Origin of the sequence: Actinobacillus seminis, from assembly GCF_002263215.1 — a bacterium.
GTDB lineage: Bacteria > Pseudomonadota > Gammaproteobacteria > Enterobacterales > Pasteurellaceae > Actinobacillus_B > Actinobacillus_B seminis.
In genome coordinates, this window is the sequence record NZ_NLFK01000007.1 from 97176 (window position 1) to 119861 (window position 22686).

Consider the following 22686-nt stretch of genomic DNA (forward strand, 5'->3'; position numbering starts at 1 on the left):
AAAATTACCTCTATTAGAACTGTAGACCAGCTTCACGGGCAGCGTCCGCTAAAGATTGGACACGACCATGATATTTAAAGCCGGAACGATCAAAAGCAACGTTTTTAACGCCTTTTGCCAATGCTCTTTCAGCAACCAGTTTACCAACCACTGCTGCAGCATCTTTATTTCCGGTATATTTTACTTGCTCACTAATTGCTGTCTCAACTGTAGAAGCAGCGGCAAGCACTTCTGAACCGTTTGGTGCGATTACTTGTGCATAAATATGACGAGGCGTACGATGAACCACTAAACGTGTTACACCTTGCTCTCTCATCATATGACGTGCACGAGCTGCACGACGGATACGAGCTGATTTCTTATCCATAGTGTTACCTTAATTATTTCTTCTTAGCCTCTTTTGTACGTATTACTTCATCAGCGTAACGTACACCTTTACCTTTATAAGGCTCAGGACGGCGATAAGCACGAATATCTGCTGCGACTTGACCAATTAATTGTTTGTCAGCACCTTTCAACACGATTTCGGTTTGAGATGGACATTCAGCGGTAATACCAGCCGGTAATATGTGCTCAACAGGGTGTGAAAAACCTAAACTTAATGCAACAACGTTGCCTTTAATTTGTGCTCTATAACCAACACCCACCAATTGTAACTTCTTAGTGAAGCCTTCAGTAACACCGATAACCATTGCATTAACTAATGCACGTGCTGTACCCGCTTGTGCGTCAGCACCGACAATTCCCTCACGAGGAGCGAAAGTCAATTCATTATTATCTTGTTTAACTTCAACTGAGTTATGAATGGTACGAGATAACTCGCCATTCTTACCTTTTACTGTTAATAGCTGACCGTTCAAAGTAACTTGAACACCGGCAGGAATATTAACAGGTGCTTTTGCAACACGAGACATTTTCCTACCTCTCTATTAAGCTACATAACAGATGATTTCGCCGCCCAAGCCCGCTTGACGAGCTGCACGGTCAGTCATCACACCTTTAGATGTAGAAACAATTGCAACTCCTAAACCACCCATTACTTTTGGTAATTCGTCTTTACGTTTATAAATACGTAGACCAGGGCGGCTCACGCGTTGGATGCTTTCTACAACCGGTTTGCCTTGGAAATATTTTAAAGTAATTTCCAACTCAGGCTTAACGCCTTCTGAAACTTTAACGCTTTCAATATAACCTTCCGCTGCTAATACATTGGCAATCGCCACTTTTAGCTTGGATGAAGGCATACTGATCGCAACTTTGTTCGCAGCTTGACCGTTACGAATGCGGGTCAACATATCTGCGATTGGATCTTGCATACTCATTGTGCTTTTACTCCGATTCCAAAATAAAGTGGTAAATTACCAACTTGCTTTTTTAAGGCCTGGGATTTCGCCACGCATTGCTGCTTCGCGAACTTTAATACGGCTTAAACCAAACTTACGTAAAACGCCATGAGGACGTCCGGTTTGGCGGCAGCGGTTACGTTGGCGGCTTGGGCTTGAATCACGTGGTAAAGTTTGCAACTTCATCACGGCATCCCAACGATCTTCATCTGAAGCATTCACATCAGAAATGATTTTTTTCAACTCTACACGTTTAGCATAGAATTTTTCAGCCAATTTAACGCGTTTTACATCGCGTGCTTTCATTGATTGTTTAGCCATTTGTAACCTGCCTTATTTACGGAATGGGAAATTAAAGGCAGCTAATAGTGCTTGACCTTCTTCATCACTCTTCGCACTTGTGGTAATAGTAATATCTAAACCACGTACACGATCAACTTTATCATAGTCGATTTCAGGGAAGATGATTTGCTCACGCACACCCATGCTATAATTACCACGACCATCAAATGATTTCGCGCTTAAACCGCGGAAGTCACGAATACGTGGAACAGCAATTGTAATTAAACGTTCTAAGAACTCCCACATACGCTCACCGCGTAGTGTCACTTTACAACCGATAGGATATCCCTGACGGATTTTAAAGCCTGCAACAGATTTGCGTGCTTTAGTAATTAAAGGTTTTTGACCGCTAATCGCTGCTAAATCTGCTACTGCGTTATCTAGCAATTTTTTATCGGTCAATGCTTCACCCACCCCCATATTCAGGGTAATCTTTTCGATTCGTGGGACTTGCATGACAGATTTGTAGTTGAATTTAGATTTCAATTCATTAACTACTTGATCTCTGTAGTAATCATGCAGTTTCGCCATCGCATTACTCCAGTTTACTATTAAATAATTTCATTATTAGATTTGAAGAAACGAACCTTTTTGCCATCTTCAAATCTAAAACCAACACGGTCAGCTTTATTTGTTTTCGGGTTAAAAATTGCAACATTTGACACATCAATCGGAGCTTCTTTTTTCACTAAACCACCTTCTTTGCCTAAAGAAGGAACCGGTTTTTGATGTTTAGTGATAATATTTACACCTTCAACAATCACTTTACCGTTAGATAACACTTTAGTTACCTTACCACGTTTGCCCTTGCTTTTACCGGCAAGAACAATTACTTCATCATTTTGACGAATTTTTGCAGCCATTTCTCACTTCTCCTTACAGTACTTCTGGTGCCAAAGAAATGATCTTCATGAATTTCTCAGAACGAAGTTCACGAGTCACCGGTCCAAAAATACGAGTACCGATTGGTTGCTCAGAGTTATTGTTTAAAATAACACAAGCGTTACCATCGAAGCGAATGACTGATCCATCTGGGCGACGAACACCCTTCTTGGTGCGCACAACAACTGCTTTTAATACATCACCTTTTTTAACTTTACCGCGAGGAATTGCTTCTTTTACAGTAATTTTGATGATATCACCAATAGCAGCGTAACGACGGTGCGATCCACCTAGAACCTTGATACACATTACACTGCGAGCGCCTGAGTTATCAGCTACGTCGAGCATAGTCTGTTCTTGGATCATCTTAGTACTCCGCTAAAATTAATAACACCCTTTCGGGACGAGCCTACTTACCCTAATGTAAATAGGTGGCGCAGTTTACCATAAATTACAGATAAAAAGCAACTGCATTTTGTATTGCTCCGCATAAGAAAATTTACCAAAAAACCACCGCACTTTTCCCTGCACACTAAAAAAAACTATATTATAATCTTGATGTTGCAAAACAACGACAACATGATTACCATCAACTTATAGGACAATTTTTATCACAATGACAAAACAACATTCTCCTCTTCCTTTATGGTCTCTTGTTTTACCCCTGCTCGCTTGGGGGCTTTATTTCGTAGGAATCAAAGAAAACCCGTGGCTGCAAATTGCAGCCGGCTTGTTGCTGATTGGTAGCGTACTTTCTGCCGTTCACCACGCCGAAGTTGTAGCGCATAAAGTCGGCGAACCTTTCGGGACGATTATTTTAGCTTTAGCCATTACTGTCATTGAAGTGGCATTAATTGTGTCACTCATGGTTGCCGGCGGAGATAACGCCGCCTATTTAGCGCGTGACACGGTTTTTGCTGCGATTATGTTAATCCTGAACGGTATCCTCGGAGCTTGCCTTATGATTGGCGGCTTAAAGCATCACGAACAATATTTTAGCCAAAAATCTGCCACCACCGCGCTGGTCACGCTTGTTTCGATTTTAGTATTAACACTTATTTTACCCAATTTCACCACCTCCACCGAAGGTCCTACTTACAGTTCGGCTCAATTACTCTTTGTCGCGATAGCCTCCTTAGTACTATACGGATCTTTTATTATGGTACAAACTGTACGCCATCGTGATTATTTCTTAGCTGATGATGATAACCCAACGCACCACGCCGAACCGCCAAGTCGCAAAGTGGCATTAATCAGCCTACTTTTCCTCATTATTGGTTTAGGAATCGTTGTCCTCCTTGCCAAAGCGCTGTCACCAATTATCGAAAGTTTGGTCATCTCCGCCGGTGCACCGCTCACTTTAGTGGGCGTGATTATCGCTGCAGTGGTGTTAATGCCGGAAGGATTAGCCGCGCTAACCGCTGCACACCGCAATCGCCTGCAAACCAGCATTAATTTAGCACTCGGTTCCGCCCTTGCCAGTATTGGCTTGACCATTCCGGCGGTGGTGGTTGTCTGTTTAATTTATGACATTAATATGGTATTAGGATTAGATTGGAAATCCATGGTATTACTCTGCCTTTCCGCTTTTGTTGCCATGTTATCGCTCAATCACGGAAGAACCAATATGCTATATGGTATCGTTTTATTGGTCAACCTTGCCGCCTATATCTTTACTGTCATAATCCCGTAATCATCCTGCAAAAAGATAAAAAAAGTGCGGTTATTTTAACCGCACTTTTTGTTGATACATCTTAAAAAAATTATAAACTAAAGGCCTGAATATAGGGTAATTTACCGCGTTTTAACATACGCTCAATACCGCTTTTATGATCATTAGCCAACCCGCGTAATTCAAAGGTAAAACTGATACCATGATCATATAACACTTCATTCGGTTCTTGCTCGATACGACTGGTCACATAGCGTCGCGCGCCAACCCCAATTGCCCAACAGCAAGAGTTATACTGCAGCCCTAAATATTGCTCAACCGGTTTTCTCAAGGCTAAATCTTGATAATAACGCGCCACAATCACCCAGTTATCCGTTACATCCATCGCCGCCATTACACCCAATTGTTTAATATCCTGATCGTAACGATTAATGCCGCGGGTTAAATTCTGATCGATATATTCTTGGCTGGCATAACGATAATTTAACTGAATTAAATTCATCCCACTTGGATTGTATTCCAAGGTGGTATTTGCCAATGAGGTTTGATTTAAACTGGTATCATACAAATAGCTACCACGCCATTGCAATTTATCCGTAATTTTCCAATTGGATTCCAATGCCCAAGAAGATGAACCCTGCGTACTGTTATTACGGTCTTCGTCAATTCTTGAATCTTGAATATAATAAATTTGCCCAATAGAGAAATTAAAACGTTCACTGGAATTGGCATCATAGAAACGCGTCGTTCCCCCTAAAGTGACTTGGTTTGCGGAAGAAAGTCTGTCTAAACCGCTATAACGACGCGCACGGAACAACGAAAAATAATCTTGTTGCAACAGCGCAGAATCATAACCGAACCCTAAATAATCTGAATTATTGGCACTACCAATTTTGCTTTGATCTTTATACGGACGATACAAATATTGAATATGCGGCTCAAGAGTTTGCATATACCCGTCAATAAAAGTGCGGTTGCCGGCGAGCAAGGTTTGCAAATCCACTTTTAACTGTGGCAACACGCGCGACACGGACTTATCCATTTCCTCGACCTGATCTTTACCGTCTTTTTGGATATAGTGCGTCGCATACAATTTTGTTTCCACATTTAAACTGCCATAACGGTTAGACAATGGCATATTGAAACTCGGTTCAAAATGGAAACGCCACGCGGTCGGCATTTCGGCACTGTCATTATCAAAATGTACCGCTTGTGAAAACAGTTTAAAATCAAGCAAGCCATTGGCTAACCCGTTTTTATAGTAGTTAAAATCAATTTGCGGTAATGCACGATAAGGTCCTATTGAAATATTTTCATCAAATACTTGGAACTGTTTAGCGGAAATCGCAAAATTGTAATGCGGCTGATAATAGGCGATACGCATGGTTTGATCCGCATAACCGTCAGTACTGCTACCGTAATCAGAACCAAAATCGGTGAAATAACGCTTATCGCTCACGCGCGTATAATTAATGTCCAAACGCCAATTTTTTAAGAAAGCGGAACTGTGCGTCCAATAGAATAAATGGCGAGAACTGTTTTTATCCAAATATTCATCATAACGATCACGATTTAAATATTCGCCGGCGATTTTTCCCGTTCCCAAATGGGTTAAATAACGAAACTCACCGTTTAATTGCCAACCGCGATGAGACATATATTTCGGCGTAATGGTCGCATCAAAATTCGGTGCAATATTCCAATAAATCGGTTGCGAATACCAATAACCGTCACGCGAAGAAGTGCCGGCATCCGGGATTAACAAACCCGAACGACGACGATCACCAATCGGCAATTGCAAATACGGAGTATAAAATACCGGCATACCCGAAATTTTAAAACGCGCATGCCACATTTCTAAATATTCTTCTTGAATATGCTGACGGATTTCATTCGCTTCAATCAACCACGCGTTATCCGTCGGCAAACAAGAGGTAAAAGTCGCATTACGTAACTCGCGATAGGTTTCGCGCAACTCCGCTTCTTGCGCTGTCCCGCGCCCTTGACGACCAACAAATTGGTAATCCGCATTCCTAATATCACTGTCTTTTGTATTGAGATGAATTTTCGCATCTGAACCTAATACCTTAATTTGATTATCTTTATAATCAAATCCCCCTTTCGCGTAGGCATAACGCTGGATATTTTCTCCTTCACCCTCTTGGTCCACTTTGACATACTCGGTGACAAGATGGCGATTGCCTTGTTTCATATCCACATTGCCTTCATAAATCGCATTGGTCGGCTGATTTAGCCACGCTCGATCGGCTTCGATATACACCGGCAACTCATTCGGATCACCGGAAACCACCTCTCCGGTAATCTGCGGCACACCGACCAAACATTGTTGTTGCAAACCGCCGACTCGCAAGGCGCCGGTCGGTTCGGTCGTCGCCCGACCCGGCAAGCTGTAAAGTGCGGTCAAAATTGACAACGAAAGTAATGTATAAGAATATTTTTTCATTAGTGCTTATCTGTGATATGGACAAAATTTTTCTGATTATACAAGAAAACCGAACAAAAAAGCACGTTATTTACATTTACAAAAACAGTCGTTGACATGATCATCCACCAGCCCCATAGACTGCATAAACGCATAGCAAGTTGTCTCGCCAACAAAAACAAAGCCACGTTTTCTCAACGCTTTCGACATTGCCGCTGACACCGCGGTTTTCGCCGGTACTGCATTCAACGCCGGCACATCATTAATTTGCGGCTGATGATTGACAAACGACCAAATAAAATCGCTAAAATTTTCACCGCACTTTTCCATCTGCAAATAAGCTTTCGCATTTTTCACTATGGCTTCCAGTTTGGCGCGATACCGAATTAATCCCGCATTTTGCATACAACGATCGATATCCTGCGCGCTCATTTGCGCGATTTTTACCGGATCAAAATGATAAAATGCCTGACGATACGCCTCACGCTTTTTTAACACCGTAATCCAAGACAATCCCGCCTGCTGTCCTTCCAAACATAATTTTTCAAACAAACGCAAACTGTCATATTGCGGCTTGCCCCATTCATGATCATGATAATCCACATAAATCGCGGAATTTTCCGCCCAACGACAACGTATCGGCATACCCATTTCCTGTTAAAATAAGAAACTCGTCGATTATTCTATGCAATTTTGTTTTTGTCTATTAATTCCAAAGTTAAAATAATTATTTAATCATCACAAAGATATGCTATTGTATGAAAATAAGAATATTTACATAAAACCATAAACACAGAGGTAAAATGATGACTACACAATTAGAAACATTACGCAATATGACTGTCGTGGTAGCAGATACCGGCGACATTGAAGCAATCAAAAAATACCAACCACAAGACGCGACCACCAACCCGTCTTTAATTCTTAGCGCATCTGCCTTACCTCAGTACGTCCCACTTATAGACGACGCAGTGGCTTACGCGAAAAGCAAAAGCGCCGATAAAGCACAACAATTAATCGATGCTGAAGACAAATTGGCAGTCAATATCGGTTTAGAAATTCTCAAAATCGTCCCTGGACGCATTTCTACCGAAGTGGATGCACGCCTTTCTTATGACACACAAGCTACCGTTGAAAAAGCGCGTAAACTTATCGCCCTTTACAATGAAGCGGGTATCGGCAATGATCGTATCTTAATTAAAATCGCCTCCACATGGCAAGGTATCCGCGCAGCAGAAATCCTTGAAAAAGAAGGCATTAACTGTAACTTAACCCTCTTATTCTCCGAAGCGCAAGCTCGTGCTTGTGCAGAAGCGGGCGTCTATTTAATCTCTCCATTTGTGGGACGTATTCTTGACTGGTACAAAGCCAATAGTGATAAAAAAGAATACGCGCCGGCAGAAGATCCGGGCGTTATTTCTGTGACCAAAATTTACAACTATTACAAACAATACGGTTATAACACTGTCGTCATGGGGGCAAGCTTCCGTAATATCGGCGAAATCACGGAACTTGCCGGCTGCGACCGTTTAACCATTGCACCGGCGCTATTGAAAGAATTACAAGAAAATACCGCCGCACTTGAGCGTAAATTAAGCTACAACGGTGAAGTCAAAGCAAAACCGCAACCGTTAACTGAAGCAGAATTCTACTGGCAACATAACAGCGATCCGATGGCAGTCGAAAAACTTGCTGACGGTATTCGCAAATTTGCGGTTGACCAAGAAAAATTAGAAGCGATGTTATCGGCAAAACTCTGATTTCAATATGTTATGTATGGGGCGGCATCATTCGCCCTTTTTTATCGCCTATTTTCTATTTAGGTGTAATGGACAAAATCTCGCTTTTTTGTCCATTACACTTTCTATTTATACCTTACCGACCAAAATCATCGTAAATTTTTGCTTAAACGATAAAGCAAAAATGCCAACAAAATCAAGTTATTACAAATCATGTTATATTTCAACTACCTACTTTAGCGTAGAAAGCACTTGACTATTTTCCATTCTTCCTAAAAAATGACCGCGCTTTTATGCACATAAAAGTGAGAAATACAAATTTTACTGACTTTTCGGAGAATAAAATATGTCAGGTATATTTACCCAAACCGATCCGACACGTCGTCGCTATGGCATCGCGATTTTCGTCGGCATCATCGCCGGATTAATTTCCGCTTTCGTAAAATGGGGGGCTGAGCATCCGTTCCCACCACGCAGCCCGTTAGATTTCTTCGCCGCAGCGTGTAAAGATCCGTCACAAGCCTTAGAAGTGTGTTCGCGCGCTTTCTTAAACCCGCCGCACATTTTCCTACGCGACTATATCGGCATCAACCCGATTGAACCGGTATTCACCTTCGCGGATTACGGTTTTGACTGGATCGGCGTCACTCATATCACGTTTTCATTAGTATTTGCCATTGGTTACTGTTTAGTTGCCGAACGTTTCCCAAAAATTAAATTCTGGCAAGGTATCGGCGCCGGTCTAATCGCGAACGTTTGCGTACACTACATCACTTTTCCGGCATTAGGCTTAACGCCACCGGTTTCCGAATGGCCATTATATGAACATATTTCCGAATTAGTCGGTCATATTTTCTGGTTCTGGACCATTGAGGTCATCCGCCGCGATTTACGTAACCGCATCACCGGACAACCCGACCCGGAAATCCCGCTTAACCAAGCGCGTTAGTCTCAAACCAATAAAGCTCGATTTATCGAGCTTTATTGTTATTCATAGCACTGCAACACCTCTAACGGATAAAAATTGCCTTGCAAATAATCTCGTACCGATTGAAAAACTAACGGACTGCGCGCGGCTTGCCCCTCTTGTGCAATATATTGCTCAAATTCCGCCACCGAAAGCCAACATCCACCCGCAATATCCGCATCTTGTGGCTTAATTTCCACCCAATCTTCCAATTCCAACGCAAATGTAAAACGCAAAAAATCCGTCTGCGTACGCGGCGCGTACCATTGGTACACCTTAATTAATTTTTGCATTGATGCCACAATCCCCGTTTCCTCAAACAGCTCCCGTTTCGCGCCCTCAAGCAAACTTTCCCCTTGCTCCAAATGCCCCGCCGGCTGATTTAACGTCATCTTGCCATGTTCAAATTCTTCCACAAATAAAAATTTTCCTTTGCAATGCACCACGCACGCCAAAGTCACATTCGGTTTAAACATGCTCACACTTCCTTCATTTTTAATCGTTGATACAACATCCGGATTTCGCCCTCACTTAATTGACGATATTCACCACAGGCAAGATCTCCCAAGGTAAAACCCGCCACCTGCCAACGCACCAAACGCAAAGTTGGAAAACCTATATGCGCCGTCATCCGCCTCACCTGCCGGTTTCGTCCTTCCATAATTTTCAATTCCAACCACGAGGTCGGAATCGTCCTCCGCTCCCGAATCGGCGGAACCCGTTCCCACAAATTCGGCGCTGAAATCAACCGCACTTTTGCCGGCAACGTCCACCCGTCTTTCAACTCAACGCCAAAGCGCAACAAATCTAATGCCTCTTCCGTTGGCAGACCTTCCACTTGCACCCAATAAATTTTCTCCGTTTTAAATTTGGGTTCTGCCAAACGATGTTGCAACTCACCGTTATTAGTTAACAATACCAACCCTTCACTATCCCGATCCAAACGCCCGGCCGGATAAATATTTGGCAACTCAATAAACTCCTTCAACGTCCGCCGCCCGTCTTCATCCGTAAACTGCGTCAACACATCAAAAGGCTTATTAAACAACACCACTTGCGTCTTCGCTAAAGGCAAAGTGCGGTTCTTTTTTTCCCTATTTTTCCGCATGGATTTCGTGTGAAAAGACGTTTTTTGTGGAAGTGATTTTCTTAATTTCATTGAACATTTAGCATAACATTACCATCATAGAAATATATTAGCACAAAGAGACAAGTTATCTTCAACAGAATTGTGATGCATAAAAATGCGATCAAATTGACCGCACTTTGGAAAATAAAAAGAGCGTTATTTACTTTTTGCATCAACAGCTACTGTCTTTGCTACAAAAAAGTAATGGTGTAGTGTTTTTCTTTCTCAAATCATAACGTATCGCACTCTTGTCGTTTTTTTCAATTCAATATCTCACCTGCCAACTAAACGAAAATAAAAATAGAGCAGACATTCAAGTAAACTTTTGCGTTTCATTCCTTATTTCATAGAAGAATAGGCTATATTCTAAATATAGCCTATCCAACAAATACTATTATTTAATATTTTTATTTTGTACTTTGATGTATAGCGCGATAGCAATCATGACTGCAACCGGGAAAAGCAGGTCTGTCACGGAACCATCATTTCCCCATACAAGATTGGCTAAAATAACGCTAATTCCCCCAATTCCCCAAGCAATTGTTGTCGGAACAGACCAAACAATCATTTGTTTTTTCACGTCACTTATCCCCATCATTCTATTAACAACCCAAAATAAGCTATCATTAAAATAACCAAAGAAAAGCGATCCCATTGTTGCAGCCTGTGCAGCAAGTAACATATTCACATCGGGAATTTGGGCAAGAATAGGCGCGGAAATAGAAGCCGCAGTCACCATGGCAACGGTACCTGAACCTTGAATAAATCTCACTAATGTCGAAACAATAAATGGAATTAAAATTGGTGAGATTGGTAAGTTTGCAATTTGTTCAGCAAGCTGCGCTCCCGCTCCACTGTCTCTTAACACGGAACCTAATGCGCCACCGGCACCGGTGACCAACAAAATAATACCTGCGGTTTTTACACCCTCTTCTAAGTGAAGTGCGGTTGTATTTTTGTCTATTTTTGGTAATAGCGTATATACGGAAATAAGCACACTAATCGCCAGTGCGATAATAGGGTTTCCAATAAATGCGAATACTTGATAACTACTGAATTCCGTTATGGCTGCATTATTTTTAGCGACTAACTCAAAAATAGCTTTAATAAAAATCAGGATAATCGGTAACACTATCGGCAATAGTGACAAACCTAAACTCGGTAATGCTTTTTTCTCCCGACTTTCAATATAATCGTCGTATTTTTTCTTAAGTTCTTCCTCTGTGAACACCTCTTGATTAAATTCAGGATATTTTTTATCAAGCCACTTGGCATAAAGCACAATCCCAATGACGGGTAATACTGCCATTGCCATACCGGTTAATAACATCATACCAATATCAACATTAAACAATCCGGCAACACCCAATGGACCCGGTGTTGGCGGAACGGTATGATGTGTTACAACTAAACCGCCAGCCAATGCTACGCCTAATGTTAAGAGAGAGCGTTTACCATTTTTTGCAAGTGCTTTTGCAACCGGATAAAGAATAACAAATGCAGAATCAACAAAAATCGGAATACTTACCACATAACCGGTGATTGCCAATGCCCATTCTTCTTTTTTCTTACCTAACATTTTAATAAAGCTGTATGCCATTTTCTCTGCAGCGCCGGAAATCTCCAACACACTGCCCATCATGACACCAAGCCCTATCACGATACCAATGCTCCCTAAGGTTCCGCCAAACCCTTTTGAAATTGCACCTAGCGTTTCAGTAACAGACATTCCTCCAATCAATCCCGCAATTGCAGAAGCGATTAACATTGCAATAAATGCGTGAACTCGAGTTTTCAAGACCAAAAAAACTAAGATAAATACCGCGATAATTAATCCGATAATTGGGATCGGTAATCCAAACATTCCTTACTCCTTACATATCATGTTGAATAAATTGTTGAATTACTTGATTGAAATTTTTATCTACAGAAAAACCGAGTTTCAAAGATAATGTGTTGTCAATTTCTGCCGGCCAGCCGGCAACAATATTATTAATATTTTCATCAAACTCTGTTTTTACATAAGATAAAATTTGTTCACCTTTGATAGCAGCCAAATCGGAAAGCATTTGCGCTACACTGACACTAAATCCCGGTAAATTAATCACATGCCAACTATGTAATGGTAAAGATGGCAATGACAGTGCATGAATAAAATTATTGATGACCGTATTTGGACCGGATAGCCATAAACGGAGCTCTGTTGATACCGGACATACCGCATTTTCACCATGTAACGGTTCTCGGATAATACTGCTCACGAAAGAAGATGCCGCTTTATTCGGCTTACCCGGACGCACACAAATTGTTGGTAAACGAAGTACAATTCCATCTACAAAACCTTTACGAGAATAATCATTAATCAATAATTCGCACATTGCTTTCTGACTACCATAAGTCGACTGAGGTGTCACAGCTGTATTATCTAAAATCAAATCCGGTAAAGCGCCGCCAAATACCGCAAGCGAACTGGAAAAAATAAAACGAATACGAGGGTTTTGTTGACGACAAGCCTCCAACAAGTTACGGGTCGCTAAAAAATTAATTTCATAACCCAAGTCAGGATCTTGTTCAGCATGACTACTTACAATAGCCGCTAAATGAAAAACCGCATCGGTTTGAGAAGTGATAATATTTTTCAGCCCGTTAGAATCGCGTAAATCCATTTCAACACAACGAACACGGGAATCATTATTTGGTGCGATTGGCTTTATCACATCAACCAATACCAATTCTTCAATGTTGACGTCAGATCGATTTAGTAGCGTTTTAGCCAAACGCTGTCCCAAAAATCCTTGACCTCCGGTAATTACAATTTTCATACTTTCTCCTTTGGATAGCCCATACTGGTGTTTTTTTATGCACATTTGATAATTTCAAAGATGAGAAACCCCCTACCTGATAAAAATCAAGTATTTCCTTAATTGAATATCAAAGTGCGGTTAAAATTTAAGAATTATTTATATTTTTCAAACCACCCTAACCCGGCGGCGGTTTCTCCTCTCGGTTTGTATTCGCATCCGATATATCCCTCATAGCCCATGGCATCAAGCTTATCGAAAATATATTGGTAGTTAATTTCGCCCTCATCAGGTTCATGACGATCCGGAACGGAGGCAATTTGGATATGTGCAAAACGTCCGTCTAATTTATCGGTAAGACGAGATAAATTACCGTCCACATTTTGTGCATGGAAATAATCCAGTTGTACAAATACGTTATCTCTGTCAATCAATTCAACGAGTTCTAACGTATCAAATTGGCTTTTTAACAGATAATTCGGTTTAACTTCCGGGCTTAAAGCTTCCAATAAAATCTTAATTCCATACGGTTTAAATTTTTCTGCGGCATAACGGATATTGTTCACAAAGGTTTGTTTATAGGCTTCACGATCAGCCCCCTCCGGTACAACTGCCGCCATAATGTGAACATTGGGACAACCTAAGGCAAGCGCATATTCAAGGGCGGTATCAATATCCCGACAGCTATCTGCTTCTCGCCCGGGAATGGCGGACACACCCCATTCTCCTTTAGTAACATCTCCGGCAGCAGTATTAAACAACACCTGTTTTAAACCAAATTGATCCAATTTCGCTTTCAATTCGTCTGCCGGATAAGCATAAGGCCAGAGATATTCGACATATTTAAATCCCGCCTTAGCCGCGGCCTCAAAGCGATCTAAGAAAGGCACTTCGTTAAACATCATAGTAAGGTTGGCTGCAAATTTTGGCATAATCATTTTCCTCTATGTTCAAGATCTTTCACTTCCGCCTCCGTTAAATAACGGATTTTTTGTCCTTGCAAAATAAAGTACAATTTTGCGGTTTCTTCCAATTCTTCCGTATTATCCACGGCATCCGCTAAACTTCCGCCGGTGACCACAACACCATGATTAGCAAGTAAAAAGGCTTTTGCGGTTAACGCTCGCTCGCTTAACTCTCGCGCAATATTCGGATCGCCCGGGTGATAATAAGGAACGACCTGTAATTTTCCGACGCGCATTACATAATAAGGCGTAAATGCTTTCATGGCATTTTCCGGATCCAATCCGTCCAAGCAAGAAAGTGCGGTTAAATAAGTCGAGTGCAAATGCACCACTGCCTGACAGCTCGGATCTTTTTTATATAACTCAAGGTGAAATACAAACTCTTTTGACGGTTTGTCGCCAGATAATAAATTCCCTTGCATATCTAAAACGGACAAGCGATCTGCTTCCAATCTACCGAGCGAAGATCCGGTTGGAGTGACTAAAATACGCTTATCATCTAAACGCACCGATAAATTACCCGCCCCGCCCACGCTATAACCTCGTTCATAAAAAGATCGTGCTAAATTCACTAATTGCGTTTTTTGTTCTTGTTCCGTCATGGTCGATTCCTGTTACATCATCATTTGTTGCGCAAAGCTGAAAAAGTCTTCTTTGCCAAAATTACCGGATTTCAATGCCAGATAAATCGGTTCTTCCACCGCTTTAAGCCAAGGCACACAGGTGCAATTTGTTTACCAATATGAAACCCGCTGAAACCCAGTTGTTGCACCACAATACCGGAGGTTTCCCCGCCGGCAGTGATAAAGTTGGTAAAGCCCGCCCCTTTAAGTTTTACTGCCAACTGAGCAAACACTTGCTCTATCGCATGGCTGGCATTATCACCGCCAAATTGACGCTGAATTTCATGCAATTTTTCCGGTAAAACCGTCGCATACACTATCGGCGCTAATGCGTGTCGGCTGTTTTCTTGCACCCATTGCGCCAACTGTTGCGCATAATTCGGATTATTCAGCGCTTCCTCCACCTCCAAAAAACAACTCGGCGCTTGGGTTTGATAAGTTTGCACTTGCTTATTCGTCATCACGGAACAAGAACCGGACAGCACCACCGTTTTTCCTTTTGTTGGCACAAAAGCATTGGAACCTGTTTTCCCGCCGCTTAATCGTGCCGCCATATAAGCGCCTAATCCCGAACCGCCGGTAACCAATTTCAAGTCAGAAACCGCTTCCGCCAACACTGCTAATTGACTATTATCCGTCGCATCAACGACAGCATAGCGATACCCTTGTGCTTTCAATTGCGCAAAACGTTCTTTCACGCGAATCGGACCTTGAATTACATCAGCATACGCGACCAAACCGGTTTTGCCTTGTGCTTGCGCATCCATCAAACGAATTAAACTGGCATCTTTCATCGGTGTAATCGGATGGTTACGCATACCTGACTCACTCAACAGCACATCACCAACAAACAAATAACCATTAAAAATCGTCCGTCCATTGACCGGTAATGCCGGCGTAATCACCGTAAAATCCGCCCCTAATTGCCCCAACAATGCGTCGGTTACCGGTCCAATATTGCCTTGCTCGGTACTGTCAAAGGTAGAACAATATTTAAAATAAAATTGCGTCGCTCCATTTTGTTGCAACCAATCCAAGGCGGCTAACGACTGCGCAATCGCCTCATCTACCGGATTAGATCGCGATTTCAAGCTAATCACTACCGCCTCAACCGGCTCCGCCAAGGGTTTTGACGGAACACCATTCATTTGCACCGCACTTAATCCGTTTTCGACTAGGAAACTCGCAATATCACCGGCGCCGGTAAAATCATCTGCAATGACTCCTAACATCTTGCTACGCTCCTTTTTTCGGTAATTCAATACCGCTGAAAATCTTAATTACCGCACTATCATCTTCTTTTCCGTAGCCCGCATTACTCGCCTCCGTAAACATAGAATAAGCGGTGCCGGCAAGGTGTAACGGGAAATGCAGTGATTTTGCCGTATCGTTCACTAAACCTAAATCTTTAACAAAAATATCGACCATAGAAAGCGGTGTATAATCACCGTCTACCACATGCTTCATGCGATTTTCAAACATCCAAGAATTCCCCGCCGCATTGGTCACCACATCATACATCAATGGCAACGGGATACCCGCTTTCGCCGCTAACGCCATTGCTTCCGCACCGGCCGCGATATGAACCCCTGCAAGTAACTGATGAATAATTTTGACTGTTGCACCTAACCCAATTTCTTCACCAATGTTATACACTTTACCGGCAACCGCATTGAGTACCGGCTGTAATTTATCAAAAGTTTGTTTTGCACCGGACGCCATCACTGTCATTTCGCCGAGCGCGGCTTTCGCAGCACCGCCGGAAACCGGCGCATCTAACATAAGCAACCCTAAATCTGTTAATTTTTGTGAAATTAATTTCGCATCTTGTGCGGAAATGGTAGAAGAAACCATCACAGCGGTTCCCGCTTTTAATTGTTTTGCTAATCCGTTATCACCAAACAATACGGCATTAACTTGCTGCGCATTTACGACCAACAAAACCACCGCATCCAAATCTTGCGCAAAATTAACCGCACTTTCACCCACGTCTTGTGCGCCAAACGCTTTTAAGGTGTTTAACGCTACCGAATTAAGATCGACACCATAGGTTTTTAATCCCGCATTAATACAAGATTTAGCAGCCCCCATCCCCATGGCACCAAGCCCGACAACCGCAACGGAATATTGATTACCCATAATAATTTTCTCCCCAATATAAATGCACTCATGTTATTGCGCTTTATTCTACCGATTTCGCAATAAAAAACTGCGACCTGGATCACAATATTTAACATTTATTGTTAAATATTGTTAATTACAGTTAAGTCATGTGATTTTTTGAGAAAAGGATTTATAATAGAACAAGAGTTAATGTGAGAGGTAGAAATCATGATCCCTATCGAACGTCAGAAAAAATTGCTGCGCTTAATCAGCCAACACAATATTATCAGCATTGCGGATTTGGTGGAGAAATTGGGCGTTTCTCATATGACCGTGCGGCGTGATATCCAAAAGTTGGAGCATGAAGGTTTGGTTGCCTCAGTAAGTGGCGGCGTACGAGTATTGGAACATTTGTCTTCCGAGCCAACCCATCAAGATAAATCACAACTCTCGGTTTCACAAAAAGAAAATATCGGTTTATTTGCCAGCCAAATGATCCCGGAAAATACCGCGATCTACCTTGACGCCGGTACGACGACCCTTGAAATCGCCCACCGACTTGCCGCCAGAGAAGATTTACTAGTCATCACCAATGATTTTGTTATCGCTAACTTTTTGATCACCAACGGGAAATGTGAATTAATTCATACCGGCGGGCGCGTAAACAAATCCAATTGTTCATCCGTAGGCGAGCTGGCGACACAATTATTGAAACAGCTTTCCATTGATATCGCCTTTATTTCTACGTCATCTTGGAATTTAAAAGGATTGACCACGCCGGATGAAAACAAATTGCCGGTCAAAAAAGCGATTATCCAAGCCGGTCAGAAAAAAATATTAGTGTCCGACTCTTCCAAATACGGCAAAAGCGCGACCTTTCATATTTGTCCGCTCACCACGTTTGATATGATCATTTGCGACAAAGATCTATTAATCAACGCACAAGATTCCATTTCGGATATGGGGATTAAATTGCTACTCGCCTAACTAACGCGGTACGCCACGCAACAACGGAACCGCTTGATAAGGCGCAACAGAGGTTGGCGCCGGCGCATCGCTAAACAGTAAAATAAACGGCTTCGGTGGAATCACTTTTTCATTACGCCACAAACTGCCCATACCAACCAATTGAATATCTTTCGGCAGATTGTACAATCCCGCTTTCAATACCGCCACAGTATTTTTTCGCGGATGCCCAATAACAATCGCCATACCATGTTTTCTGGCATATTGAATCGCGCTTTTAAATTGGCGTTGCACATCGGCATAAGCATCGCTGTCATCCAAAAAAATATGCCGAGTTAAAACAGGCACGCCCTGTTCTTTCGCCGCTTTCTCCGCTACGCTGCTGCCAATTGTGCGGCTGTCCAGAAAAATAAACGTTGTTGGTGCAAGGTTTTCATCAGCTTAGTCATCAATGACATATCAGAAGTCGCGGCACTGCCCATATGATTATTCATCCCAATCGCATAAGGCACAATGGATTTCGCCGCTTCCACACGTTGATTAACCTCCGCCTGACTCAAGCCCAACGTTAATCCGCCGGATTCAATACGCCCACCATTAAGCGGCTGCATCGGCATATGAATTAAAATATCACGACCTTGTTTTCTCGCTTGCTCATTGCGTTGCTTGGCGTACGGTGCGGAAGGAATGATCGCCACCGACACTTCACGCGGCAGCGCATAAATCGCCGCATCTTCTTTCGGACGATAACCAATATCATCGATCACGATTGCTAATTTGGCGGGCTGTGAAACCGCTATAGTACTGAAAAGTGCGGTGCAAATAAGACAAATGTTGGCCGCACCTTGAGTAAATTTTTTGCTCATCGTAACCACCCCGTCGGGTTCATTGCCACCCCTTTGCGCCGAATTTCAAAATACAATCCACTGCGTGATTGACCGCCGGAAGAGCCCACCTCGGCAATTTTTTGCCCGGCTTTGACCAATTGCCCTTCACGCACTGATACAGATTGATTATAACCATACAAGCTCAAATCATTTTCGCCATGCTTAATAATCACTATCAACCCATATCCCCGCAACCAACCGGCTAAAATCACCCGTCCGTCAGCAATCGCTCTCACTGACGATCCGGCACTCGCCCCAATCACAATACCTTTCCATTTCAATTCTCCCATTTGCACGGAGCCAAAACGGTTTAAAATCTTACCCCTCACCGGATAAGCATATTGTTTTCGCGGTTTCCCCAAGCCGGACGAACTTGCCATCAGCTGTTTTTCTTGCGCGGTCGGCTGATAAGGTTTTTGCGTTTTTTTCTCCTCGGCTTGTTTTTTCTGTGCCAAGGCTTCACGTTCGCGTTTTTCCTGTTCGCGCGCCGCTTGTTCCGCACGTTGAATTTGTTGGCGCAATGCCGCTTCATTGGCTTTCAAGCTTTCCAGGCGGTTTTCGTCTTTTTGCAGACTACGATTAATTTGGTTCAACGTTGATTGGCGCTCACGTTGTACTTTTTGCAATTCTTGCTGTTGTTTTTTTTGCGCCGCTAATTGCGATTGTTGTTCTTTTTGTTGCGATTGAATTAACGTTTTGTCTTGCTCCAAGCGTAGCTGAGTTGCTTTTAAATCTTCGATTAACTCTAAGCGCGCCAAATTCATATGTTCATAATAAACTTTCATGCGCTCCGCTTTTTGCGCATCTTCCGACAACAACTTTTCAAAGGTGGAAGGATTGACGCCTGAGCGATACATCGCATCAACCTGTTTCGCCAATTTATCTTTTTGATTTTTTTCTTGTTTTTCTAATTGTTTGATTTGCTTATCCGTTTCTGTCATCAAACGATGAATCTCTTTTAATTCGACTTCCGTTTGACGCAATTGCCCAAGTACACCATTAATTTGCGTTTCTTGATTTTTCAAAGTAGATTGCAGCTTGTTTTGCTCGCGTTTTTGCGCTGCAATTTTTTGTTCTTGTTGCTTAATTTGCTGCTGAATTTTCGATAAATCATTACCATGAACGGAAAAGGAAAACGCCGCCGCACAAAAAAGTGCGGTCATTTTTTTCGCATTTTTCATTTTTTTAGATAAAAATCTCATAAACAGCCCTTCATTCCGAAAACGGGGATAAATATATCATTATTTTCCCCAATCCTCTAAAGAATACTGTGTAAAATTACTGTAAATTCTTGCGAAAGATCAGTAAAGCACTGCTTTTCGCTTTCAAAGCAGGAAATTTTTTGCTATAAAGTGCGAAGTATTTTTTAAATTAACTTTTAGGAGAATTCTATGGAATTAGTCTTTATCCGTCACGGTTTCAGTGAGTGGAATGCGAAAAATTTATTTACCGGCTGGCGTGATGTAAATCTTACCGAACGTGGCGTTGAAGAAGCCAAAGCGGCAGGTAAAAAATTATTAGATGCCGGTTATGAATTCGATATCGCGTTTACTTCCGTATTAACTCGCGCAATCAAAACCTGTAATATCGTATTGGAAGAATCTCACCAACTTTGGATCCCACAAGTGAAAAGCTGGCGCTTAAACGAACGTCACTATGGTGCGTTACAAGGCTTAGATAAAAAAGCGACCGCAGAACAATATGGCGATGAACAAGTACATATTTGGCGTCGTTCTTATGACATTTCTCCGCCGGATTTAGATCCGCAAGATCCAAATTCTGCACACAATGATCGTCGTTATGCTAACTTACCAAAAGATGTGATCCCAAATGCGGAAAACCTAAAAATCACCCTTGAGCGCGTATTACCGTTCTGGGAAGATCAAATCGCCCCGGCATTGTTATCCGGCAAGCGCGTATTAGTTACCGCACACGGTAACTCATTACGTGCGCTGGCAAAACACATTATCGGTATTTCTGATGCGGAAATCATGGATTTTGAAATCCCAACCGGACAACCGTTAATCTTAAAATTAGACGATAAGTTAAACTTTATCGATAAATTCTATCTCTAAAAAAAGATAAGATAAAAAAGATGCCGCACCTGCGGCATTTTTTATGTGCCTGCGACTTAATACGCTTAGATCAAGGTATTGGACAGCTTCTGTAATAACCGATCCATCGCGCGATAACCCAAGGCTTCCGCCAAATGCGTTTGTTCAATTTTCACATCCCCATTTAAATCCGCAATCGTGCGCGCCACTTTTAAAATACGATGATACGCACGTACCGACAACCCTAACTTCATCAAGGCACTTTCTAAAAATGCCGCATCCGGCGGAGCCAAACTACAATCTCGCTCAATCTCTTTGCCGGTTAAATACGCATTAATTTTTCCCGCTCTTGCCAACTGAATTTCACGAACCTGTAAAATTTTCGACCGCACTTGCACACTACTTTCCCCTCGATCACCGTTATTTTGCAAGGCACCTTGAGGCAATAACGGAACCTCAATAGATAAATCAAAACGATCCAAAAAAGGACCGGAAAGACGGTTTAAATAACGCATCACTTGTTTTGGCGAAGTGCGGTTATGGATTCCGGTATAATGCCCCGTTGGACTAGGATTCATTGCCGCAACTAATTGGAATCTCGCCGGAAATTGAATTTTCGCATTGGCGCGAGAAATAATAATTTCGCCGCTTTCCAAGGGCTGCCTTAACGCATCCAACACTTTACGATCGAATTCCGGCAATTCATCCAAAAACAAAACACCATTATGCGCCAAAGAAATTTCCCCCGGTTTGGGAATACTACCACCTCCCACCAACGCCGGCAAAGACGCACTATGATGTGGAGCACGAAATGGACGCTGTTTCCAATTTTGAAAATTCAATTCGTTATGCACCAAACTGGTTACCGAAGCAGTTTCTATCGCCTCCTGTTCCGACATTTCCGGCAAAAGTCCGGTCAACCGACTTGCCAACATGGTTTTTCCCGTTCCGGGCGGACCTAAAAACAACAAATTATGCTGCCCCGCCGCCGCAATCGTTAACGCCCGTTTGGCATAATGTTGCCCGATAATATCCGTCAGATCTTTTTTATTTTCAGGAAAATCCACCGCACTTTGCGCGGTTAAACTCGCAGCGCTCGGCAAAACCGCCACATTATTAAGAAATTGCGCCACGTCCAATAACGTCTCGGCAAAATACGTCTCCTGCCCCAGCACCAACGAAGCTTCATGGGCATTTTGTTTGGCGATCACCAAATGACGCGACGCTTTTTGTGCCGCTAAAATGGCGGGAATCACACCATGTACCCCGCGCAAATTTCCGGTTAACGCCAACTCCGCCACAAACTCAAAGCGACGTAAATGCTCCCAGTCAATTTGATCCGATGCTGCCAAAATACCAATGGCAATCGGCAAATCGAAACGCCCGCCCTCCTTCGGCAAATCTGCGGGCGCCAAATTCACCGTAATCCGCTTTGCCGGATATTTAAAATTGGCATTTAACAACGCACTGCGCACCCGATCTTGCGCCTCTTTCACTGTTTTTTCCGGCAGCCCCACCAACGTAAACCCCGGTTTTCCATTACTCAAATGCACTTCAATGGTCACCAAAGGTGCCTGCACTCCCATCGAAGCCCGTGCATACACAATCGCTAAAGACATCCCCGCCTCCTTCTGCAAAGAATATAAAAAAAGCGCAATGTAAAATAAATTTACACCGCACTTTTTTGCGATCCGGATCGAGAAAATGAAATTTTTGGGTAGAAATACTCTCTATTTCTACCTAAAAACGGGCTAACACCTTAACCCGTTT

23 protein-coding genes and 2 pseudogenes are annotated in these 22686 nt (G+C 42.6%); 5 read left to right on the forward strand and 20 right to left on the reverse strand.

Annotated elements, in window-relative coordinates:
- Positions 1-13: 13 nt before the first annotated feature.
- Genes rplR through rplN form a run of 7 tightly spaced genes read right to left on the reverse strand, consistent with a single transcriptional unit; the run spans position 14 to position 2933 of the window.
- Positions 14-367, reverse strand: a complete 354-nt coding sequence (gene rplR, locus CFY87_RS07980) for a 50S ribosomal protein L18 (protein WP_094946676.1) — start codon at positions 365-367, stop codon at positions 14-16.
- Positions 368-380: 13 nt separating this feature from the next.
- Entirely contained in the window at positions 381-914 is a 534-nt protein-coding gene (rplF, locus tag CFY87_RS07985) for a 50S ribosomal protein L6 (protein WP_094946677.1), read from the reverse strand.
- Between the two features lie 15 nt (positions 915-929).
- Positions 930-1322: a 30S ribosomal protein S8 gene (gene rpsH / locus CFY87_RS07990; RefSeq protein WP_094946678.1), complete on the reverse strand. Its 393-nt coding sequence runs from the start codon at positions 1320-1322 to the stop codon at positions 930-932.
- 36 nt (positions 1323-1358) lie between these two features.
- Entirely contained in the window at positions 1359-1664 is a 306-nt protein-coding gene (gene rpsN / locus CFY87_RS07995) for a 30S ribosomal protein S14 (protein ID WP_094946679.1), read from the reverse strand.
- A gap of 12 nt (positions 1665-1676) precedes the next feature.
- Entirely contained in the window at positions 1677-2216 is a 540-nt protein-coding gene (gene rplE, locus CFY87_RS08000) for a 50S ribosomal protein L5 (protein WP_094946680.1), read from the reverse strand.
- A 20-nt stretch (positions 2217-2236) separates the two neighbouring features.
- Positions 2237-2548: a 50S ribosomal protein L24 gene (gene rplX / locus CFY87_RS08005; protein WP_094946681.1), complete on the reverse strand. Its 312-nt coding sequence runs from the start codon at positions 2546-2548 to the stop codon at positions 2237-2239.
- Positions 2549-2561: 13 nt separating this feature from the next.
- A complete protein-coding gene (gene rplN / locus CFY87_RS08010) occupies positions 2562-2933 on the reverse strand; it encodes a 50S ribosomal protein L14 (protein WP_017805535.1) in 372 nt (123 codons plus the stop codon).
- A 250-nt stretch (positions 2934-3183) separates the two neighbouring features.
- Between rplN and CFY87_RS08015 the strand changes: the two genes are divergently transcribed.
- Positions 3184-4260: a calcium:cation antiporter gene (locus CFY87_RS08015; protein WP_094946682.1), complete on the forward strand. Its 1077-nt coding sequence runs from the start codon at positions 3184-3186 to the stop codon at positions 4258-4260.
- A 70-nt stretch (positions 4261-4330) separates the two neighbouring features.
- Here the strand turns inward: CFY87_RS08015 and lptD are convergent, their stop codons facing one another.
- Together lptD and CFY87_RS08025 are read right to left on the reverse strand one after the other, a co-directional pair.
- Positions 4331-6703: an LPS assembly protein LptD gene (lptD, locus tag CFY87_RS08020; RefSeq protein WP_094946683.1), complete on the reverse strand. Its 2373-nt coding sequence runs from the start codon at positions 6701-6703 to the stop codon at positions 4331-4333.
- Positions 6704-6769: 66 nt separating this feature from the next.
- Positions 6770-7327, reverse strand: a complete 558-nt coding sequence (locus CFY87_RS08025) for a DNA-3-methyladenine glycosylase I (RefSeq protein WP_094946684.1) — start codon at positions 7325-7327, stop codon at positions 6770-6772.
- 161 nt (positions 7328-7488) lie between these two features.
- Between CFY87_RS08025 and tal the strand changes: the two genes are divergently transcribed.
- Positions 7489-8442 (forward strand): transaldolase, encoded by a 954-nt coding sequence (tal, locus tag CFY87_RS08030; RefSeq protein WP_094946685.1) that lies wholly within the window; start codon positions 7489-7491, stop codon positions 8440-8442.
- 325 nt (positions 8443-8767) lie between these two features.
- Entirely contained in the window at positions 8768-9370 is a 603-nt protein-coding gene (locus CFY87_RS08035) for a YagU family protein (RefSeq protein WP_094946686.1), read from the forward strand.
- A 38-nt stretch (positions 9371-9408) separates the two neighbouring features.
- Here CFY87_RS08035 and CFY87_RS08040 read toward each other — a convergent pair whose 3' ends face one another.
- The 8 genes and pseudogenes from CFY87_RS08040 to ltnD form a co-directional block, all read right to left on the reverse strand.
- Positions 9409-9864, reverse strand: a complete 456-nt coding sequence (locus CFY87_RS08040) for an NUDIX domain-containing protein (RefSeq protein ID WP_094946687.1) — start codon at positions 9862-9864, stop codon at positions 9409-9411.
- Positions 9865-9866: 2 nt separating this feature from the next.
- Positions 9867-10496 carry a pseudouridine synthase gene (locus tag CFY87_RS08045; RefSeq protein WP_236757393.1) on the reverse strand — a complete coding sequence of 210 codons (630 nt, stop codon included), beginning with the start codon at positions 10494-10496 and terminating at the stop codon, positions 9867-9869.
- Positions 10497-10911: 415 nt separating this feature from the next.
- Positions 10912-12381 carry a GntT/GntP/DsdX family permease gene (locus tag CFY87_RS08050; RefSeq protein ID WP_094946689.1) on the reverse strand — a complete coding sequence of 490 codons (1470 nt, stop codon included), beginning with the start codon at positions 12379-12381 and terminating at the stop codon, positions 10912-10914.
- Positions 12382-12391: 10 nt separating this feature from the next.
- The gene (gene denD / locus CFY87_RS08055) at positions 12392-13339 is read right to left on the reverse strand and encodes a D-erythronate dehydrogenase (protein ID WP_094946690.1); all 948 of its coding nucleotides are present in this window, start codon (positions 13337-13339) and stop codon (positions 12392-12394) included.
- A gap of 134 nt (positions 13340-13473) precedes the next feature.
- Positions 13474-14250, reverse strand: coding sequence for a 2-oxo-tetronate isomerase (gene otnI / locus CFY87_RS08060; RefSeq protein WP_094946691.1), 777 nt, complete (start codon positions 14248-14250; stop codon positions 13474-13476).
- Positions 14251-14252: 2 nt separating this feature from the next.
- Complete coding sequence (otnC, locus tag CFY87_RS08065; protein ID WP_094946692.1) at positions 14253-14885, reverse strand: 3-oxo-tetronate 4-phosphate decarboxylase; 633 nt, start codon at positions 14883-14885, stop codon at positions 14253-14255.
- A gap of 12 nt (positions 14886-14897) precedes the next feature.
- Positions 14898-16138: pseudogene (otnK, locus tag CFY87_RS08070) on the reverse strand (3-oxo-tetronate kinase).
- Positions 16139-16142: 4 nt separating this feature from the next.
- Positions 16143-17045: an L-threonate dehydrogenase gene (gene ltnD / locus CFY87_RS08075; RefSeq protein ID WP_094946693.1), complete on the reverse strand. Its 903-nt coding sequence runs from the start codon at positions 17043-17045 to the stop codon at positions 16143-16145.
- Between the two features lie 192 nt (positions 17046-17237).
- On the opposite strand from ltnD, the gene CFY87_RS08080 reads away from it, so the two are divergent.
- The gene (locus tag CFY87_RS08080) at positions 17238-17996 is read left to right on the forward strand and encodes a DeoR/GlpR family DNA-binding transcription regulator (RefSeq protein WP_094946694.1); all 759 of its coding nucleotides are present in this window, start codon (positions 17238-17240) and stop codon (positions 17994-17996) included.
- Here CFY87_RS08080 and CFY87_RS08085 read toward each other — a convergent pair.
- Positions 17997-18841 (reverse strand): annotated as a pseudogene (locus CFY87_RS08085) (divergent polysaccharide deacetylase family protein).
- Complete coding sequence (envC, locus tag CFY87_RS08090) at positions 18838-20064, reverse strand: murein hydrolase activator EnvC (RefSeq protein ID WP_094946695.1); 1227 nt, start codon at positions 20062-20064, stop codon at positions 18838-18840. The pseudogene CFY87_RS08085 and the gene envC overlap by 4 nt, the downstream one beginning before the upstream one ends.
- A gap of 189 nt (positions 20065-20253) precedes the next feature.
- On the opposite strand from envC, the gene CFY87_RS08095 reads away from it, so the two are divergent.
- Complete coding sequence (locus tag CFY87_RS08095; RefSeq protein ID WP_094946696.1) at positions 20254-20937, forward strand: 2,3-diphosphoglycerate-dependent phosphoglycerate mutase; 684 nt, start codon at positions 20254-20256, stop codon at positions 20935-20937.
- A gap of 65 nt (positions 20938-21002) precedes the next feature.
- On the opposite strand, the gene CFY87_RS08100 is transcribed toward CFY87_RS08095, so the two are convergent.
- Positions 21003-22535, reverse strand: coding sequence for a YifB family Mg chelatase-like AAA ATPase (locus CFY87_RS08100; RefSeq protein WP_094946697.1), 1533 nt, complete (start codon positions 22533-22535; stop codon positions 21003-21005).
- Between the last annotated feature and the right edge of the window lie 151 nt (positions 22536-22686).

What these genes read in the sequence shown, in the direction of transcription:
- rplR (WP_094946676.1), bottom strand. Translation starts at nt 367, where the DNA reads ATGGATAAGAAATCAGCTCGTATCCGTCGTGCAGCTCGTGCACGTCAT.
- rplF (WP_094946677.1), bottom strand. Translation starts at nt 914, where the DNA reads ATGTCTCGTGTTGCAAAAGCACCTGTTAATATTCCTGCCGGTGTTCAA.
- rpsH (WP_094946678.1), bottom strand. Translation starts at nt 1,322, where the DNA reads ATGAGTATGCAAGATCCAATCGCAGATATGTTGACCCGCATTCGTAAC.
- rpsN (WP_094946679.1), bottom strand. Translation starts at nt 1,664, where the DNA reads ATGGCTAAACAATCAATGAAAGCACGCGATGTAAAACGCGTTAAATTG.
- rplE (WP_094946680.1), bottom strand. Translation starts at nt 2,216, where the DNA reads ATGGCGAAACTGCATGATTACTACAGAGATCAAGTAGTTAATGAATTG.
- rplX (WP_094946681.1), bottom strand. Translation starts at nt 2,548, where the DNA reads ATGGCTGCAAAAATTCGTCAAAATGATGAAGTAATTGTTCTTGCCGGT.
- rplN (WP_017805535.1), bottom strand. Translation starts at nt 2,933, where the DNA reads ATGATCCAAGAACAGACTATGCTCGACGTAGCTGATAACTCAGGCGCT.
- CFY87_RS08015 (WP_094946682.1), top strand. Translation starts at nt 3,184, where the DNA reads ATGACAAAACAACATTCTCCTCTTCCTTTATGGTCTCTTGTTTTACCC.
- lptD (WP_094946683.1), bottom strand. Translation starts at nt 6,703, where the DNA reads ATGAAAAAATATTCTTATACATTACTTTCGTTGTCAATTTTGACCGCA.
- CFY87_RS08025 (WP_094946684.1), bottom strand. Translation starts at nt 7,327, where the DNA reads ATGCCGATACGTTGTCGTTGGGCGGAAAATTCCGCGATTTATGTGGAT.
- tal (WP_094946685.1), top strand. Translation starts at nt 7,489, where the DNA reads ATGACTACACAATTAGAAACATTACGCAATATGACTGTCGTGGTAGCA.
- CFY87_RS08035 (WP_094946686.1), top strand. Translation starts at nt 8,768, where the DNA reads ATGTCAGGTATATTTACCCAAACCGATCCGACACGTCGTCGCTATGGC.
- CFY87_RS08040 (WP_094946687.1), bottom strand. Translation starts at nt 9,864, where the DNA reads ATGTTTAAACCGAATGTGACTTTGGCGTGCGTGGTGCATTGCAAAGGA.
- CFY87_RS08045 (WP_236757393.1), bottom strand. Translation starts at nt 10,496, where the DNA reads ATGCGGAAAAATAGGGAAAAAAAGAACCGCACTTTGCCTTTAGCGAAG.
- CFY87_RS08050 (WP_094946689.1), bottom strand. Translation starts at nt 12,381, where the DNA reads ATGTTTGGATTACCGATCCCAATTATCGGATTAATTATCGCGGTATTT.
- denD (WP_094946690.1), bottom strand. Translation starts at nt 13,339, where the DNA reads ATGAAAATTGTAATTACCGGAGGTCAAGGATTTTTGGGACAGCGTTTG.
- otnI (WP_094946691.1), bottom strand. Translation starts at nt 14,250, where the DNA reads ATGCCAAAATTTGCAGCCAACCTTACTATGATGTTTAACGAAGTGCCT.
- otnC (WP_094946692.1), bottom strand. Translation starts at nt 14,885, where the DNA reads ATGACGGAACAAGAACAAAAAACGCAATTAGTGAATTTAGCACGATCT.
- ltnD (WP_094946693.1), bottom strand. Translation starts at nt 17,045, where the DNA reads ATGGGTAATCAATATTCCGTTGCGGTTGTCGGGCTTGGTGCCATGGGG.
- CFY87_RS08080 (WP_094946694.1), top strand. Translation starts at nt 17,238, where the DNA reads ATGATCCCTATCGAACGTCAGAAAAAATTGCTGCGCTTAATCAGCCAA.
- envC (WP_094946695.1), bottom strand. Translation starts at nt 20,064, where the DNA reads ATGAGATTTTTATCTAAAAAAATGAAAAATGCGAAAAAAATGACCGCA.
- CFY87_RS08095 (WP_094946696.1), top strand. Translation starts at nt 20,254, where the DNA reads ATGGAATTAGTCTTTATCCGTCACGGTTTCAGTGAGTGGAATGCGAAA.
- CFY87_RS08100 (WP_094946697.1), bottom strand. Translation starts at nt 22,535, where the DNA reads ATGTCTTTAGCGATTGTGTATGCACGGGCTTCGATGGGAGTGCAGGCA.